This window comes from Faecalibacterium sp. An122 (genome assembly GCF_002160895.1).
Lineage (GTDB): Bacteria > Bacillota > Clostridia > Oscillospirales > Ruminococcaceae > Faecalibacterium.
The window spans coordinates 17,128-32,408 of record NZ_NFLL01000028.1; the positions used below are offsets into that span (position 1 = coordinate 17,128).

Here is a 15,281-nt window from a genome sequence, read left to right on the forward strand (position 1 = left end):
TGACGCCATAATGATGGAGTGTCACACTTTTGCCCAATTTTTGCGGAGGTTTTCGTTGGGCTTGATGAATAGATAATACAGAAGTTTCGTGGCATTGTAGTATAACAGACGAGGAGGTGGTATGATGGAATACAGAGAAGTGTACTTTCGGATCCGCAGCTCCTATCGGTACGACAGTGGTTGGCCGGATAAAGGCGTCGAGCACGCCTTCCGGGATGAGACACGCACCTTGTTTCAGTCGGCAGGCTGGGAGCTGCATCCCGCCAGGGAAGACAGCAGTTCCAGCGACATAGTCACGAAGGGTCAGCAGGATCTGTATCTCCACCCCATGAATTTCAGCGGGGTGATCCAGACCGATGAGATTCCCCGGCTCCAGGAACTCTTGGAGGGTGCGCAAACCTTCCAATGCCAGGGGGTGGACTGCTACGAACGGTACTGGGAACTCACAGACGCGGAGTATCTGAAACAACTGGAGGACAGACGCGATGAGATCATAGAGGCCATTCTGGAGCGGTACCAGACGAAGCGGAAGAACCTGTATGTCACAGGCCCGGCCGAGCTGAGCATTGCGAAACAGTTCTCCGTCCATAGGCTCTGCGACAAGGATGGAAAAAACAACTTGGCAAACCGCTATGTGGGGGAGCTGGTGGAGCGCCTCATCCGAGAGGGCCGCCTGGTGACGGCGGAGACCCGGAATGGCCTCGGCATTCGCACGGCGGCCGGCGAGGAACTCCGGCAGCGGGGAGAACCCCTCCCGGGACAGCAGCAGATGACCCTGTAGGCGGGGAGAGAGGTGATCAGATGTCGGTTTATATTACAGGCGATACCCACGGCGGATTTCAGAGGTTTGGGAGCAAATACTTCCCTCAGCAGAAAAACATGGGTCGTGAGGATTATGTGATCGTCACAGGCGACTTCGGAGGGCTGTGGGACGGAAGTCCCAAAGACCAATACTGGTTGGACTGGTTGGAGGAAAAGCCCTTTACCACCCTGTTTGTGGACGGGAACCATGAGAACTTCGATCTCCTGAATGCTCTCCCGGAAAGGCCGTGGAACGGCGGACGTGTTCATGTGGTGCGGGAGCATGTCCTTCATCTCATGCGGGGGCAGGTCGTCACCTTCGGCGGTCTGACCTGGTTCACCATGGGCGGCGCGTCCTCCCACGATATCCAGGACGGCATCCTGGACCCAGCCGATCCGGACTTTGAGCGGCAGTATTGGCTGATGCGGAGGCTGCGGGCCATGTTTCGGGTGAAGGGCGTGTCCTGGTGGTCGGAGGAACTGCCCAGCGCGGAGGAATACAACGAGGCGCTGGCGAATCTGGAGCGGGCAGGCTGGGCGGTGGACTGCATCCTGACCCACTGTGCCCCCAGCAGTATCGTCAAAAGGCTCGACCCCGGCTACGGAACGGACGAGCTGACGGACTTCCTGGAAACAGTGAAACAGCGGTGCCAATTCGCCTACTGGTTCTTCGGGCATTACCATAAGAACCAGATCGTGGACGAGCGGTACATCCTCCAGTGGGAGCAGATCTCCAGGCTGGAGTTTTAAGCGCAGAAGTGAGCAAGAGGAGGCTGATTGCCTGCCTCTTGTTCGCTTTCAATATGAGTATTCGCTGGGTCGCCCCCACGGTGAACCGCGGTAGAAACCATAGAACTACTGTGCTATAATGGCATCGTAAGGGGGCGGTACAGTGGCCATCGAAAACGGAGAGTGGATCATGCGGGGACTGGACTGGGATGACCCCAGCCGTGTCCAGACGTGGGAGGACCTCATTGATCTGATCAACGAGGTCGGTTTCCTGCCCTTGTTCAAAAACGAGGTGGACGGTTTCTCCGTGGAGGAAAACACAGGAGACCTCTACTGGTGGACTGGCGACGAGGAGCAGGACCCGTGGGAATGGCGGTGCCTCATGGCCCGCAGCGGGAAAGTGGCCTATGGAAAGTTTTTCGGCAAAAAGGCCGGCTTCATCTCCAGAGCTTGGTTCCCCCACTTCGCCAACTGGCGGCGGGATGGATACGACTTCGACAGCCGCTGGGACGAAGAGCTGGCCCCCATGCGCCAGAAGCGGATCATGGACTGCTTTTCCATCCAAGAGGAGTGGTTCTCCTTTGCCCTGAAACAGCGGGCCGGCTTCGGCAAGGGCGGTGAAAAGAACTTCGAGGGTACCATCACCGACCTGCAGATGGGTGGTTACCTCTTGATTCGGGACTTCCGGCAGCGAATCAATAAATGGGGCGCACCCTACGGCTGGCCCCTCTCCATCTACACCACCCCGGAGGCCCTGTGGGGCTATGACCACATTTCTTCCGCCTATTCCGTGGATCCGGCGGAATCCAAAACCATGATTTATGAACAGGTAGGGAAGAACTTTCCGGGCGCAGCCCCGGGGGAACTGGACGCCGTGCTGGGTTGGACCCGATAATGGGACAGCGATTGTGAGATACTAATTAAAATGGAAGGAGGGAGCGGGCATGAAAGAACGGATCTATATCTGCTGTGACCTGAAATCGTTCTACGCCTCGGTGGAGTGCGTGGAGCGGGGGCTGGATCCCATGACCACCAACTTGGTGGTGGCAGACAAGCGGCGCACGGAGAAGACGATCTGCCTGGCCGTCTCCCCCTCTCTGAAAGCCTACGGTATCTCTGGCCGGGCCCGGCTGTTCGAGGTGGTACAGCGGGTGGCAGAGGTAAACGCCAAGCGGAAATGGGACGCTCCAGGCCATCAGCTCACCGGCGCCTCCTGGAACGATCCTGAAGTACAGGGGAACCCTGCCTTGGCTCTGGACTATATCGTGGCTCCGCCCCGGATGGCTCATTACATCGACTGGAGTACGAAAATCTACAGCGTCTATCTGAAATATATCGCCCCAGAGGACATCTTCCCCTACTCCATCGACGAGGTGTTCATGGACATCACCAACTACCTGGACACCTATAAGATGACGGCGCGGGAACTGACCCGCACCATTATCCTGGACATTCTGAAGACTACCGGCATCACCGCTGCGGCGGGAATGGGTACCAATCTATATCTTGCCAAGGTTGCCATGGACATCGTAGCCAAGCACGTCCATCCAGATCAAGATGGAGTGCGGATTGCCAAACTCAATGAGATGACCTACCGCCGTCTTCTGTGGACCCACCGCCCCCTGACGGATTTCTGGCGGGTAGGCAAGGGCTATGCCAATAAGCTGGAGGCTCACGGACTATATACCATGGGCGACATCGCCCGGTGTTCCATCGGCAAACCCGGAGATTACCACAGCGAGGAACTGTTGTACCGGCTGTTCGGCGTCAATGCGGAGATTTTGATCGACCATGCCTGGGGCTGGGAGCCCTGCACTATTGCGGACGTGAAAGCCTATAAGCCGGAAAACAAAAGTATCGTCTCCGGGCAAGTCCTGCAGTGTCCCTACGACTTCAAGAAAGCCAGGCTGGTGGTGCGGGAGATGGCGGACGCCCTGGCCTTGGATTTGGTGGACAAAGGGCTGGTGACCAACCAGCTGGTACTCACCGTGGGCTACGACCGGGAGAATCTGGACGACCCAAGCCGCCGTCAGAGCTACCGCGGCCCGGTGACCACTGATCGCTATGGCCGGAAGATCCCCAAGCACGCCGTGGGGACAGAGAACTTCCCCTACACTTCTTCCGCCAGCGATCTGCTGAAGGCGGTGAGTGCCCTTTACGACCGGATCGTGGACGAGAATCTACTGATCCGCCGACTGAGCATCAGTGCCAACAAGCTGCTCCCCGAGGTTGATGTGCCCAAGGATGAGGCAGAGCAGTTGGATCTGTTCACCGACTACGCCGCCAAGGAGCAGCAGGAGCAGGCGGACGAGGCCGCCCATGCCCGGGAGCGGAAGATTCAGGAGGCCATGCTGGGGATCAAGAAGAAGTTCGGCAAGAACGCCATCCTCAAGGGGATGAACCTGGAGGAGGGGGCCACTGCCTGTGAGCGGAATCAGACCATAGGAGGACATCACGAATGAGCGGGCCATACGATGACATCATCAATTTGCCCCATCCCACATCGACAAAGCATCCCCGGATGCCTATGTCGGATCGGGCTGCTATTTTTAGCCCCTTCGCCGCCCTCACAGGCCACGCCGCTGCCATCCAGGAGACTGCCCGTCTGACAGACCAGCGGATGGAACTGGACGAGGACACCAGGGCTATGCTGGATCTCAAACAGCAAATTTTGGCCGACAGGATCGCAGAGCGGCCGGAGGTCTCCGTGGTCTGGTTCCGTCCGGACGAAAAGAAGGATGGCGGCCAATATGTCACGACCGTGGGACAGCTGAAAAAAGTCGATGACATCGAAAGAGTTCTGCGTCTTGCCGATGACACGACGATCCCACTGAATGATGTTCTGGAACTCCAGAGCGACTGCTTCCGCGGGATATTTCAGGATAGGTAGATGCGAGAATGATGTAACCCCTTGTAACCCCTCGTCCTTTCTCGGAAAGAGGTTATGTATGTACCGGCTGTCCCTTTGGGATGGCTGGTATTTTTTTATGAAGCCACAACTCTATTAACCAACACATACGGGGCCGCCTGCTGGCCCCAGTAGGTGGCCTCCCAATGCAAGGAGGCAGAAAATGAAGAAACAGTCGATGTTTGAAAACTACCCCGATGTTGTAGAAGTAGAGGATCTGCGCAAAATGCTCGGAGGTATCAGCAAAAGGTTAGCCTATAAGCTGCTGGCTGAACAAGAGATCCGGAGCGTGCGTGTCGGAAGGGCCTATAAGATCCCCAAGATCTGCGTGATCGAATACCTGCTTGGAGAGGAGATGTGCCATATCAGTTTCTCCTGAGTCCCATGAGTTGCCTGTTCCCTCACAAAAAGGCGTAGAAAAATCGGATAGTTTTTCTCCATGAGTCGTATAGCTATTCGAACCTGTTTGTGGTATGTTGAGGGTGTCAACAGCAGGCAAATTGATACTTGTTATGACAAGGAGGTTCATCATGATAACAGGTTGCCTGCAGCAAAAAAATGGATACTACTATGCGTTGCTGTATCTCAAAGTTGATGGAAAACGAAAGGTGAAATGGATCTCGACAAAGCTGCCTGTGTCCGAAACCAGCGAACGCAAGGCAAAAAAGGTGTTTGATGAGATCCGCAGCCAGTATGAGAAGGCGGAAGAAGAACGCATCCGGAGAGAAGCCGAGGAAAAGATCCTGGCAGAAAAATACCCCCCGGAAGCTCGATTGGAATTTTCCGAGTACATGGAAAAGTGGCTGAGCAGCATCAAGTCCTCCATCGCCACCGCCACATACCAAAGCTACGCCAATATGGTCAAAGCCCGGATCACCCCTTACTTCAAACCTATGGAGATTGAACTCAAGGATCTGTCCCCGCAACACATCGAGGACTTCTATCAGAAGATCCTGAGTGACAACTGCACGACAAACACCGTGATCCATTACCACGCAATCATCCGCAAGGCACTGCAGAGTGCGGTAAGGAAAGACATTATCACAAAAAATCCGGCCGATAAAGTTGACCGCCCCAAAAAGAATGTCTACCACGGCACCTTCTACACTGAGAGCGAGATGCTGGAGCTGTTTGATGCGGTGGAAGGCGATCCCCTTGAACTGTGCGTGAAGATTGCCGCCTATTACGGTCTGCGCCGAAGCGAGGTGTTGGGGCTGAGATGGAGCGCCATCGATCTGGAGCGCAAGACCATCTCCATCAGCCACAAGGTTATCGAGGCAGAGGTGAATGGGAAATTCGTCCCGGTTGGAGAAGATGTACTGAAAACCAAGTCCAGTTTTCGGACACTACCCCTCATCCCCGCAGTGGAAAAACTGATCCTGGCAGAAAAAGAAAAGCAGGAGATGTACAGAAGACTGTTCAAAAAGTCCTACTGCAGAGATTATCTCGAATACATCTGTGTAGATCAATGCGGCAGACTTCTACGTCCGAATTATGTGACAGAACACTTCAGCTGGATCATTGAGAAATACGGCTTGCGGAAAATCCGGTTCCACGATCTACGGCATACCTGCGCAAGTCTTCTGCTTAACAGCGGAGAAAATATCACAATGAAGCAGATCCAAATATGGCTGGGACATAGTACCTATTCCACAACAGCAGACATCTACGCACACTTGGATCACAACGCACAGCAGGCTCCTGCAAATACAATGAATGGTATGTTCATTCGCGGGGCCAAAGATTGTGCGGTGCAGCCAATATAAAAAAGCTGGCAGTGATTTCACACTGCCAGCTCTGGCGGAGGAGGTGGGGGTCGAACCCACGCGCCGGTCACCCGACCTACGAGATTTCGAGTCACGCCTCTTCACCACTTGAGTACTCCTCCGTATCTTTCAAACACCTGCTCCCGTAGATAAAGCAAAGTGTTAGAAAAAGCGTAGATATTCAATTTTCCAAAAGCGTAGATAAACCGGAATCCCAGTCAAATCAAGGGGCTGCGGGGTCAGGTGGAGATATGGCCTACACGATTTCGAGTCAAGCTCGTTACGACCACTTCGATACGTCTCCCTATTCAGGCTGCGGCGGATATCCGCTGCAGCCCTATTATTATAACAAAAACCCGCCGGAACGTCAACCTTCCCGGCGGGTTTTGCGCAAATTTTCTTACTTGCCGGCCAGCAGAATGGACAGCACTGCCTTCTGAACGTGGAGGCGGTTTTCCGCCTCGGTGAAGATCTCGTCGGCGTGGTCCTCAAAGACCGCGTTGGAGATTTCCTCGCCCCGGTGGGCGGGCAGGCAGTGAAGGACCATGGCGTCGGGCTTGGCGCCCTGCAGCAGCTGATTGGTCAGCTGATAGCCCTGGAAGTCCCGCATCCGGCGCTCGGTCTCCTCCTCGCCGACGGTGTTGTTCCAGACGGCGGTGACCACCACGTCGGCGTCCCGGACGCCCTCCCGGGGGTCATGGAGCAGGGTAAAGGCCGAGCCATACTTATGGGCGAACATCAGCACATCCGCCGCCGGACGGTAGGCCGGGGGACAGACGCAGGTAACCTGCATTCCGGCCAGCAGGCCGCCCACAATCAGGCTGTTGGCCATGTTGTTGCCGTCGCCCACAAAGCAGAGCTTCTGGCCCGCCAGGGCGCCCCGCCGTTCCCGAATGGTCATCAGGTCGGCCAGCACCTGGCAGGGATGGGCGTAGTCGGTCAGGCCGTTGATGACCGGGACGCCGGCGTATTCCGCCAGCTCTTCCAGGTCCCGCTGGCGGTAGGTCCGCCAGACAATGCAGTCGTAATAGCGGCCCAGCACCCGGGCGGTATCCCGCAGGGGCTCGCCCCGGGCGGCCTGCAGCTCGGTGGCGGCATTCATATAGCTGCCCAGGCCGCCCAGCTGGTAGATGCCCACCTCAAAGCTGGTACGGGTCCGGGTGGAGGTCTTGGAGAACATCAAAGCCACGCTCTTGCCCTCCAGCAGGTGAGGCGTACCGCCGGCCTTCTGGGCGGCCTTCAGCTCGTCGGCCACGTCCAGAATGTGGTACAGCTCCTCCCGGGTCAGGTCGTTCATTTTCAGCAGATGCTTCATGTCGTCCTCCCTTGCTCAGGACTGGACCGGGTCCAACCCGCACAGCACCTCATCCAGAATCACCAGGGCCCGCTCGATGTCGTGGGCGGTCACCACCAGCGGCGGCAGCAGCCGCAGACGGGTCTTGGCGGTCAGGACCAGCAGGCCCCGCTCCCGGCAGGCTGCCAGCACATCGGCTGCGTTGATGCCATCCTCAAACTGGATGCCCAGCATCAGGCCCAGGCCGGTGACGCCCTTCACATGGGGCAGACGCTCCAGGCCGGCCCGCAGCTGGGCGGCGTGCTCCCGCACACCGGCCAGGAAGCTCTCGTCCAGCCGTTCCAGCACCACGTTGGCGCCGGCGCAGACCACCGGGTTGCCGCCGAAGGTGGAGCCGTGGCTGCCGGGACCCATGCCGGCGGCCACCTTCTCGCTGACCAGCACGGCGCCGATGGGCAGGCCGCCGCCCAGGCCCTTGGCCAGGGTGACGATGTCGGGCCGGAGATTGAACTGCTCACAGGCCAGGAAGGTGCCGGTGCGGCCCACGCCGGTCTGGACTTCGTCCACAATCAGGACCAGGTCCTTTTCGTCGCACAGGGTCCGCACGGCCTGGACAAATTCCTGGTCCAGAGGCACCACGCCGCCCTCGCCCTGGACCAGCTCCAGCATGACGGCACAGGTGTGCTTGTCCACCAGCTTGGTCAGAGCCTCGATATCCCCCGCGGGGGTGTAGAGGAAGCCCTCGTTGAAGGGTCCGAAGTAGTGATGGAAGGTATCCTGACCGGTGGCGGTCAGGGTGGCGATGGTGCGGCCGTGGAAGCTGTTCACCAGGGTGATGATCTGGTCCCGGCCCTCGCCGTAGTGGTCAAAGCTGTACTTCCGGGCGGCCTTGATGGCGCCCTCGTTGGCCTCGGCGCCCGAGTTGCCGAAGAACACCTTGCTCATGCCGGTGCGGCGGCACAGCCGCTTGGCCAGCTTGGAGCAGGGGGAAGTGTAGTACAGGTTGGAGGTGTGCTGCAGCTTGTGGGCCTGCTTGGAGACGGCCTCGGCCCAGTTCAGGTCGCAGTAGCCCAGGCTGTTGACCCCAATGCCGCTGGTGAAATCCAGATAGCTCTGGCCCTCGGGGCCGTAGGCGTGGAGGCCGTGGCCCTTCTCGATGACGATGGGGTTGCGGTTATAGGTATGCAGGACATAGTCGTTGTCCCGCGCAATGACTTTTTCGGAATCCATAGTGTTGCCTCCCTGATCTTGAAACAATCGGATGGGACATCCGCCCCGCCGGGGGCGGAGACATGGGAGCCCGTCCGGCCTGCCATACGGCGGGCCGCGGGCGGCTTATTCCCGGTGGCTGCGGCGGTAGAACCGGGTGCCCGAGCCACGGTTGGAGAACAGTTCCAGCAGAACGGTGTGGGGGACCCGGCCGTCGATGATGACCGCCTCATGGACGCCCTGATAGATGGCGTCGGCCATGCCGCCGATCTTGGGGATCATGCCGCCGGCAATGATGCCGGCCGCCTTGTAGCCCTCGATCTCGCTGACCTCCACCTCGGGAATCAGGGTGCTCTCGTCGTCCTTGTCCCGCAGCAGGCCGGCGATATCGGTCATGGAGACCAGCTTCTCGGCCTTAAGGGCAATGGCGATCTGGGCTGCGGCGGTGTCGGCGTTGACGTTATAGGGCTGGCCCAGGTCATCCATGCCCACGGTGGCGATGACGGGGATATAGCCCCGGTCCAGCAGGCTGGAGATCAGGGTGGTGTCCACATGGACCACCTCGCCCACATAGCCCAGCCGGCTGTCCATCTCGGCACAGCGGAGCATCTGGCCATCCATGCCGCACAGGCCCACGCCGCGGCCCCGGAGCTTGGCCACCAGGTCCTTGTTGACCTTGCCGGCCAGCACCTGCTGGACGATCTCCATGGTGGCCTGGTCGGTGACTCGCAGGCCGCCCACAAAGTGGCTCTCGACCCCCACCTTTTTCAGCATGTCGTTGATGGCCGGGCCGCCGCCGTGGACCAGCACCACCCGGACCCCCAGCAGGGTCAGGGTGACCAGGTCGTTCATGACGGCGTTCTTCAGGTCTTCATTGATCATCGCGTTGCCGCCGTACTTGATGACCATGGTTTTGCCGTGGTATTTCTGGATGTAAGGTGTTGCCTCCGAAAAGAGGAGGGCCATTTGTTCGTTTTTCATATGCTTTCTTTCCCGCTCTCAGGTTCTGTAATCCCCATTGATTTTCACGTAGTCATAGGTCAGGTCGCAGCCCCAGGCCTTGGCGCAGGCGCTGCCCAGGCCCATTTCCACCCGGACAAGGATATCGTGCTCGGCCAGCACCTTGGCGGCCTCCTCCTCGCTGTAGGGGTGATAGGCTGCGTTTTCGCAGACATACACCTCGCCGGCGGCGCTGGACAGCCAGACGCAGACCTTATCGATGGAGAAGTCCCCCGGCGTATAGCCGATGGCGCAGAGGATACGGCCCCAGTTGGCGTCCCGGCCAAAGACCGCCGCCTTGAACAGGTTGGAGCAGACCACGCTGCGGGACACCGCCCGGGCGGTCTTGAGGTCGGGCGCACCCGACACCTCGCAGGTAATCAGGTGGGTGGCGCCCTCGCCGTCGCCGGCGTGCTCGGCGCACATATGCTCGGCGATGGCGGTCAGAGCCTCCACAAAGGCGTCGTAGTCGGGGCCCTCGGCGTCCACCACCGGGTTGCCCGCCAGGCCCGAGGCCATGACGATCAAGGTATCGTTGGTGGAGGTGTCCAGGTCCACGCTCATCTGGTTGTAGGTGCCGGGCACCACTTCCCGCAGAGCCTTCTGAAGCATGGCGGGGCTGACCGCCGCGTCGGTGGTGTAGAAGGCCAGCATGGTGGCCATGTTGGGGGCGATCATGCCGCTGCCCTTGCCGATGGCGCCCACGGTGCAGGTCTTGCCGCCCAGCTCAAACTGGATGGCATACTCCTTTTTGTGGGTGTCGGTGGTCATGATGGCGGTGGCGGCGTCGGCGCTGCCCTCGGCGGTGGCGGCCAGCTTGGCGGCGGCCACCGGGATGCCGGCTGCAAAGGGATCGATGGTCATGGGCTGGCCAATCACGCCGGTGGAGGCGGGCAGCACGTCCTCGGCCGGGATGCCCAGAGCCTCACCGGTCAGGCGGCAGCATTCCTCCGCCAGCTCCACGCCGTTGGCGGCGCAGGTGTTGGCGTTGCCGCTGTTTACCAGGATGGCCTGGGCGTAGCCGTCGGCCAGGTGGGCGCGGTCCACCTTGATGGGCGCGCCGCAGACCTTATTGGTGGTATAGACGCCCGCCGCCGCACAGCGGACCTCGGCCTTGATGAGGGCCAGATCGTACTTGGTGCGGTTGGCACGGATGCCGCAGTGGACGCCCGCTGCCGCGAAACCTTTGGGGGCACAGATGCCGCCCGAAACCTCCTGATACTTCATGCTTTTCCTCCTTCGATATCCTTTCCAGTTCCTCTTTTGCGTTTGGGGCCGTCCGCGGCACGTCTTTCCCAACAGCGCGGCCGCGGGGATTTCTCTGAGAGCGGGCGGGCGGGGTTTATTCCAGCCCGGCCGTCTCGTCCAGACCCAGCATAATATTCATGCACTGCACCGCTGCGCCCGACGAACCCTTGCCCAGGTTGTCAAACAGGGAGATCAGCAGCATCTGGCTACCGTCGGGGCTGGCGGTGGTGTACAGTTCGATCCGGTCGGTGCCCTGCAGGGCGCCGGCGGCCAGCATCCCGTCCCCGGGCAGCTGGCCCAGGGGATGGACGGTGAACAGCTTTTCTCCGGCGTAGTAGTCGGCCAGGGCCTTGCTCACCGCCTCCGGGGTGACGCCGGGCAGCAGGTCCATCCGCAGGGGGACGGTGACCTCCATGCCCGAATAGTAGTCGTCCACAATGGGGCAGAACACCGGGGCAGCGGTCAGACCCGAAACCGCCGTCATTTCCGGCAGGTGCTTGTGGTGGAGGGTCAGGCCGTAGGCCCGGGGGGTGCTGTAGAGGGCCGGACGGGCGGCGTCCTCATACTCGGCGATCATCTTCTTGCCGCCGCCGGAATAGCCGGTGAGGCTGTGGCAGCTGAAGGGATAATCCGCCGGGACCAGTCCCATCTCCACCAGGGGCCGGGCCAGCACGATGAAGCCGGAAGCATGGCATCCCGGCACGGCCACCCGGTTGGCGGTGCGGATTTTTTCCCGCTGGCCCCGCAGCTCGGGGAAGCCGTACACCCAGCCCGGTGCGGTGCGGAAGGCGGTGGAGGTGTCCAGCACCTTCACCTCCGGCTTCACCAGTGGGATGACTTCTTTGGATGCCGCATCGGGCAGGCAGAGGAAGGCCAGGTCGGCCGAATTGATGACGGCGGCCCGCTTTTCCACGTCCTTGCGGTCGGCTTCGGCAATGTGGAGCAGTTCCAGCTCCGGCCGGCCGGCCAGCCGGTCCGCAATCCGCAGGCCGGTGGTGCCGGAGGAGCCGTCGATGAATACCTTGTAGCTCATGCCTTTTCCTCCTCCCAGGCGGCCAGGGCCTCCTCGGCCTGCTGAATCTGACGGCGGACACTGGCCGCGCTGGGGCCGCCGTAACTGGTGCGGCCCTCGCAGCAGTTGACCAGATCCACCGCCGCATACACATCCTGCTCAAACAGGGGGCTGTAGCTCTGGTATTCCTCCATGGTCAGCTCCTCCAGGACCTTGCCCTTGGCGATGCAGTCGGCCACCATCTGGCCGGTGAGCTTGTAGGCATCCCGGAAGGGCATCCCCTTCTTGGTCAGATAGTCGGCGCAGTCGGTGGCATTGATGAAGCCGGCTGCGGCGGCCCGGCGCATATTGGCAGGCAGGGTCCGCATGGTATCCAGCATGGGGGTGATGGTGGTAAGGCAGAGGGACAGGGTATCCACCGCGTCAAAGATGGCCTCCTTGTCCTCCTGCATGTCCTTGTTGTAGGCCAGGGGGATGCCCTTCATCATCACCAGCAGGGTGTTCAGGTCGCCGTAGACCCGGCCGGTCTTGCCGCGGATCAGCTCGGTGACGTCGGGGTTCTTCTTCTGGGGCATGATGGAGGAACCGGTGGTGAAGGCGTCGTCCAGCTCGATGAACTTGAATTCCCAGCTGCACCACAGGATGATTTCCTCCGACAGGCGGGACAGGTGCATCATGCAGACCGCCATGGCCGAGGCCAGTTCAATGCAGAAATCCCGGTCGGACACGCCGTCCATGCTGTTGGGGCAGGGGCCGGCAAAGCCCAGCTTCTCGGCGGTAAAGGCCCGGTCCAGGGGATAGGTGGTGCCGGCCAGGGCGCCCGAACCCAGAGGGCACTGGCTGTCCATCCGGCGGGTGGCGTCGGCGAAGCGGCCCAGGTCCCGCAGGAGCATCCAGGCATAGGCCATCAGGGCGTGGCCAAAGGTGACGGGCTGGGCCCGCTGCAGGTGGGTGTAGCCCGGCATCACCGCATCGGTGTTTTCGCCGGCCTTCTTGCAGATCACCCGGATCAGATCGGCGATCAGGCCCTGCAGCCGGACGCTCTCATCCCGCAGGGTGAGGCGGATATCCAGGGCCACCTGGTCGTTGCGGCTGCGGCCGGTGTGCAGGCGCTTGCCGGCGTCGCCGATGCGGGCGGTCAGGGTCTGCTCCACAAAGGTGTGGACGTCCTCGGCGGCGGGATCAATCTCCAGCTGGCCCGAGGCCAGATCGTCGGCAATGGAGGCCAGGCCGCCCAGAATTGCCTCGCAGTCCGCCTCCGAAATAATCCCCTGGCGGGCCAGCATGGCGGCGTGCACGCCGCTGCCCTTCATGTCCTGGGCAATCATCCGCTGGTCAAACCGGATGGAAGAATTGAAATCATTCACGCGGGAGTCCACCGCTTTGGAAAAGCGGCCTTTCCAGAGTTGTTCAGCCATGTGGGGCTCCTTTCAAAACAAGATCACAGACCGGCCTGTCCCCAGCGGCATTTGCCGAAAAACGGCAAAGCCGCCGCAGGAAGTACACGTCCTGCGGCGGTGCCGCCGGCCTCACGGCCGGTGAGGTGTTACCTTTGCCCGGAAAGTGTGAAATGACGGGCAAAGGGGAAGAAAGCAACGCAATCTTTTTTGCAGATTAGTCCTTGGGCCAGCTCTTGGACAGCTTTGCCCGCTCCTTGATGGACAGGCCGAACAGGTTGATGAAGCCGGCGGAATCAGCCTGGTTGTAGTCCTCGTCCTCGCCGAAGGAAGCAGTCTGCTCATCGTACAGAGTGTAGGGCGAGGTGACGCCGGCATTGATCATGTTGCCCTTGTACAGCTTGAGCTTGACGTCGCCGGTGACGGTCTTCTCCAGGCTGTCGGCGAAGGCGTCCAGAGCCTCGCGCAGCGGGGTAAACCACTGGCCGTTGTAGACGATGTCGGCGTACTTCTGGGCCAGCTGAGCCTTGAAGTGAGCGCTCTCCTTGTCCAGGGTGATGGTCTCCAGGACATTGATGGCCTTGTACAGGATGGCGCCGCCCGGGGTCTCATAGACGCCGCGGCTCTTCATGCCCACCAGCCGGTTCTCGACGATGTCCAGCAGGCCGATGCCATTCTCGCCGCCCAGCTTGTTCAGGTACTCCACCAGTTCCACAGCGCCCATTTCCTTGCCGTCCACAGCGGTGGGGATGCCCTTCTCAAAGTGGATGGTCACATAGGTCGGGGTGTCGGGAGCCTGCTCGGGGCTGACGCCCAGCTCCAGGAAGCCCTCCTTGTTGTACTGGGGCTCGTTGGCGGGGTTCTCCAGGTCCATGCCCTCGTGGGACAGGTGCCACAGGTTCTTGTCCTTGGAGTAGTTGGTCTCACGGCTGATCTTCAGGGGGATGTTGTGAGCCTCAGCGTAGTCGATCTCCTCGTCACGGCTCTTGATGTCCCACTCACGCCAGGGAGCGATGATGGCCATTTCGGGGCAGAAGGCCTTGAGGGTCAGCTCGAAACGGACCTGGTCGTTGCCCTTGCCGGTGCAGCCGTGGCAGATGGCGTCAGCGCCCTCGGCGATGGCGATGTCGGCCAGAGCCTTGGCGATGCAGGGACGTGCAAAGGAGGTGCCCAGCAGGTAGTCCTCATACTTTGCGCCGAACTTCAGGGTGGGGAAGATGTAGTTCTCCACGAAGTCCTTCTTCAGGTCCAGGACGTACAGCTTGGAAGCGCCGGTCTTCTTGGCCTTCTCTTCCAGGCCGTCCAGCTCGGTGCCCTGGCCCACGTCGCCCGACACGGCGATGACCTCACAGTTGTTGTAGTTTTCCTTCAGCCAGGGGATGATGATGGAGGTATCCAGGCCGCCCGAGTAGGCCAGCACAACCTTCTTGATGTCTTCCTTTTTCTTCATGACTCCTCGCTCCTTTTCGCGTAGTTTTGTAAGTTTCACACTTTCGGCCGCACGCCCTTTGGTGCGGCGCCAGCGCCTCGTGCGCTACTGTCATTATTATACGCCGCGGGCATTTATCGTCAATGCAGAAAAATAACAAACCTTTTGGCATTTCCGGGGCAGATTTAAGGCATTTTGTATTTTTATGCAGCTTTTACCGTATAATTATCGTTATATGCAATCATAGATTAAAACTTTTCCCGCCCCGCCTGAGGCGGAAGGCACCCGCCCTGCGGGCTTTCCTCTTGCGGTACCCTGAATTTTCTGCGCGTCAAAGATAACGCTTGAAAATTCAGACCGCTGTGTTTGCCCCACAACAAACAATGCGAGGGCCAGCTCGTGAGAGCCGGCCCTCGCAGAGGGACCCTATCTTTCGTGACGCAAAAGTTCTTTTGTTTTGGTGCGATCAACAACAGAAGGAATATTGGT

The 15,281-nt window shown here is 59.9% G+C and carries 14 protein-coding genes and 1 tRNA gene; 7 read left to right on the forward strand and 8 right to left on the reverse strand.

The annotated features are described in order from the left end of the window. Positions 1-121: 121 nt before the first annotated feature. The 7 genes from B5E67_RS12820 (at position 122) to B5E67_RS12850 (ending at position 6,204) form a co-directional block, all read left to right on the forward strand. Entirely contained in the window at positions 122-781 is a 660-nt protein-coding gene (locus B5E67_RS12820) for a hypothetical protein (protein ID WP_225123497.1), read from the forward strand. A gap of 20 nt (positions 782-801) precedes the next feature. Beyond that, a complete protein-coding gene (locus B5E67_RS12825) occupies positions 802-1,551 on the forward strand; it encodes a metallophosphoesterase family protein (protein WP_087385603.1) in 750 nt (249 codons plus the stop codon). A gap of 142 nt (positions 1,552-1,693) precedes the next feature. Next, on the forward strand, positions 1,694-2,425 hold the full coding sequence (locus B5E67_RS12830) for a hypothetical protein (protein ID WP_087385604.1): 732 nt from the start codon (positions 1,694-1,696) through the stop codon (positions 2,423-2,425). 49 nt (positions 2,426-2,474) lie between these two features. Beyond that, on the forward strand, positions 2,475-3,992 hold the full coding sequence (locus B5E67_RS12835; protein WP_087385605.1) for a DNA methylase: 1,518 nt from the start codon (positions 2,475-2,477) through the stop codon (positions 3,990-3,992). After that, on the forward strand, positions 3,989-4,420 hold the full coding sequence (locus tag B5E67_RS12840) for a hypothetical protein (protein WP_087385606.1): 432 nt from the start codon (positions 3,989-3,991) through the stop codon (positions 4,418-4,420). Before B5E67_RS12835 ends, B5E67_RS12840 begins: the two co-directional genes overlap by 4 nt. Positions 4,421-4,601: 181 nt before the next feature. Then, entirely contained in the window at positions 4,602-4,817 is a 216-nt protein-coding gene (locus B5E67_RS12845; RefSeq protein ID WP_087385607.1) for a helix-turn-helix domain-containing protein, read from the forward strand. 151 nt (positions 4,818-4,968) lie between these two features. Then, a complete protein-coding gene (locus B5E67_RS12850; protein WP_087385608.1) occupies positions 4,969-6,204 on the forward strand; it encodes a site-specific integrase in 1,236 nt (411 codons plus the stop codon). A gap of 32 nt (positions 6,205-6,236) precedes the next feature. Here B5E67_RS12850 and B5E67_RS12855 read toward each other — a convergent pair. The 8 genes from B5E67_RS12855 to B5E67_RS12890 form a co-directional block, all read right to left on the reverse strand. After that, positions 6,237-6,326: transfer RNA gene (locus B5E67_RS12855), tRNA-Ser, on the reverse strand. Positions 6,327-6,604: 278 nt separating this feature from the next. After that, entirely contained in the window at positions 6,605-7,519 is a 915-nt protein-coding gene (gene argF, locus B5E67_RS12860; protein WP_087385609.1) for an ornithine carbamoyltransferase, read from the reverse strand. A gap of 15 nt (positions 7,520-7,534) precedes the next feature. Further along, positions 7,535-8,728 (reverse strand): aspartate aminotransferase family protein, encoded by a 1,194-nt coding sequence (locus tag B5E67_RS12865; RefSeq protein ID WP_087385610.1) that lies wholly within the window; start codon positions 8,726-8,728, stop codon positions 7,535-7,537. A 105-nt stretch (positions 8,729-8,833) separates the two neighbouring features. Further along, positions 8,834-9,688, reverse strand: coding sequence for an acetylglutamate kinase (gene argB / locus B5E67_RS12870; RefSeq protein WP_087246032.1), 855 nt, complete (start codon positions 9,686-9,688; stop codon positions 8,834-8,836). An 18-nt stretch (positions 9,689-9,706) separates the two neighbouring features. Then, on the reverse strand, positions 9,707-10,933 hold the full coding sequence (gene argJ / locus B5E67_RS12875) for a bifunctional glutamate N-acetyltransferase/amino-acid acetyltransferase ArgJ (protein ID WP_087385611.1): 1,227 nt from the start codon (positions 10,931-10,933) through the stop codon (positions 9,707-9,709). Positions 10,934-11,048: 115 nt separating this feature from the next. Then, positions 11,049-11,987, reverse strand: coding sequence for an N-acetyl-gamma-glutamyl-phosphate reductase (argC, locus tag B5E67_RS12880; RefSeq protein ID WP_087385612.1), 939 nt, complete (start codon positions 11,985-11,987; stop codon positions 11,049-11,051). Beyond that, complete coding sequence (gene argH / locus B5E67_RS12885; protein ID WP_087246038.1) at positions 11,984-13,384, reverse strand: argininosuccinate lyase; 1,401 nt, start codon at positions 13,382-13,384, stop codon at positions 11,984-11,986. Before argH ends, argC begins: the two co-directional genes overlap by 4 nt. 196 nt (positions 13,385-13,580) lie before the next feature. Then, positions 13,581-14,813: an argininosuccinate synthase gene (locus B5E67_RS12890; RefSeq protein WP_087246040.1), complete on the reverse strand. Its 1,233-nt coding sequence runs from the start codon at positions 14,811-14,813 to the stop codon at positions 13,581-13,583. Between the last annotated feature and the right edge of the window lie 468 nt (positions 14,814-15,281).

Excerpts from the sequence above, each read along its gene's own strand:
- B5E67_RS12820 (WP_225123497.1), top strand. The coding sequence starts at position 122 with ATGATGGAATACAGAGAAGTGTACTTTCGGATCCGCAGCTCCTATCGG.
- B5E67_RS12825 (WP_087385603.1), top strand. The coding sequence starts at position 802 with ATGTCGGTTTATATTACAGGCGATACCCACGGCGGATTTCAGAGGTTT.
- B5E67_RS12835 (WP_087385605.1), top strand. The coding sequence starts at position 2,475 with ATGAAAGAACGGATCTATATCTGCTGTGACCTGAAATCGTTCTACGCC.
- B5E67_RS12840 (WP_087385606.1), top strand. The coding sequence starts at position 3,989 with ATGAGCGGGCCATACGATGACATCATCAATTTGCCCCATCCCACATCG.
- B5E67_RS12845 (WP_087385607.1), top strand. The coding sequence starts at position 4,602 with ATGAAGAAACAGTCGATGTTTGAAAACTACCCCGATGTTGTAGAAGTA.
- B5E67_RS12850 (WP_087385608.1), top strand. The coding sequence starts at position 4,969 with ATGATAACAGGTTGCCTGCAGCAAAAAAATGGATACTACTATGCGTTG.
- argF (WP_087385609.1), bottom strand. The coding sequence starts at position 7,519 with ATGAAGCATCTGCTGAAAATGAACGACCTGACCCGGGAGGAGCTGTAC.
- B5E67_RS12865 (WP_087385610.1), bottom strand. The coding sequence starts at position 8,728 with ATGGATTCCGAAAAAGTCATTGCGCGGGACAACGACTATGTCCTGCAT.
- argB (WP_087246032.1), bottom strand. The coding sequence starts at position 9,688 with ATGAAAAACGAACAAATGGCCCTCCTCTTTTCGGAGGCAACACCTTAC.
- argJ (WP_087385611.1), bottom strand. The coding sequence starts at position 10,933 with ATGAAGTATCAGGAGGTTTCGGGCGGCATCTGTGCCCCCAAAGGTTTC.
- argC (WP_087385612.1), bottom strand. The coding sequence starts at position 11,987 with ATGAGCTACAAGGTATTCATCGACGGCTCCTCCGGCACCACCGGCCTG.
- argH (WP_087246038.1), bottom strand. The coding sequence starts at position 13,384 with ATGGCTGAACAACTCTGGAAAGGCCGCTTTTCCAAAGCGGTGGACTCC.
- B5E67_RS12890 (WP_087246040.1), bottom strand. The coding sequence starts at position 14,813 with ATGAAGAAAAAGGAAGACATCAAGAAGGTTGTGCTGGCCTACTCGGGC.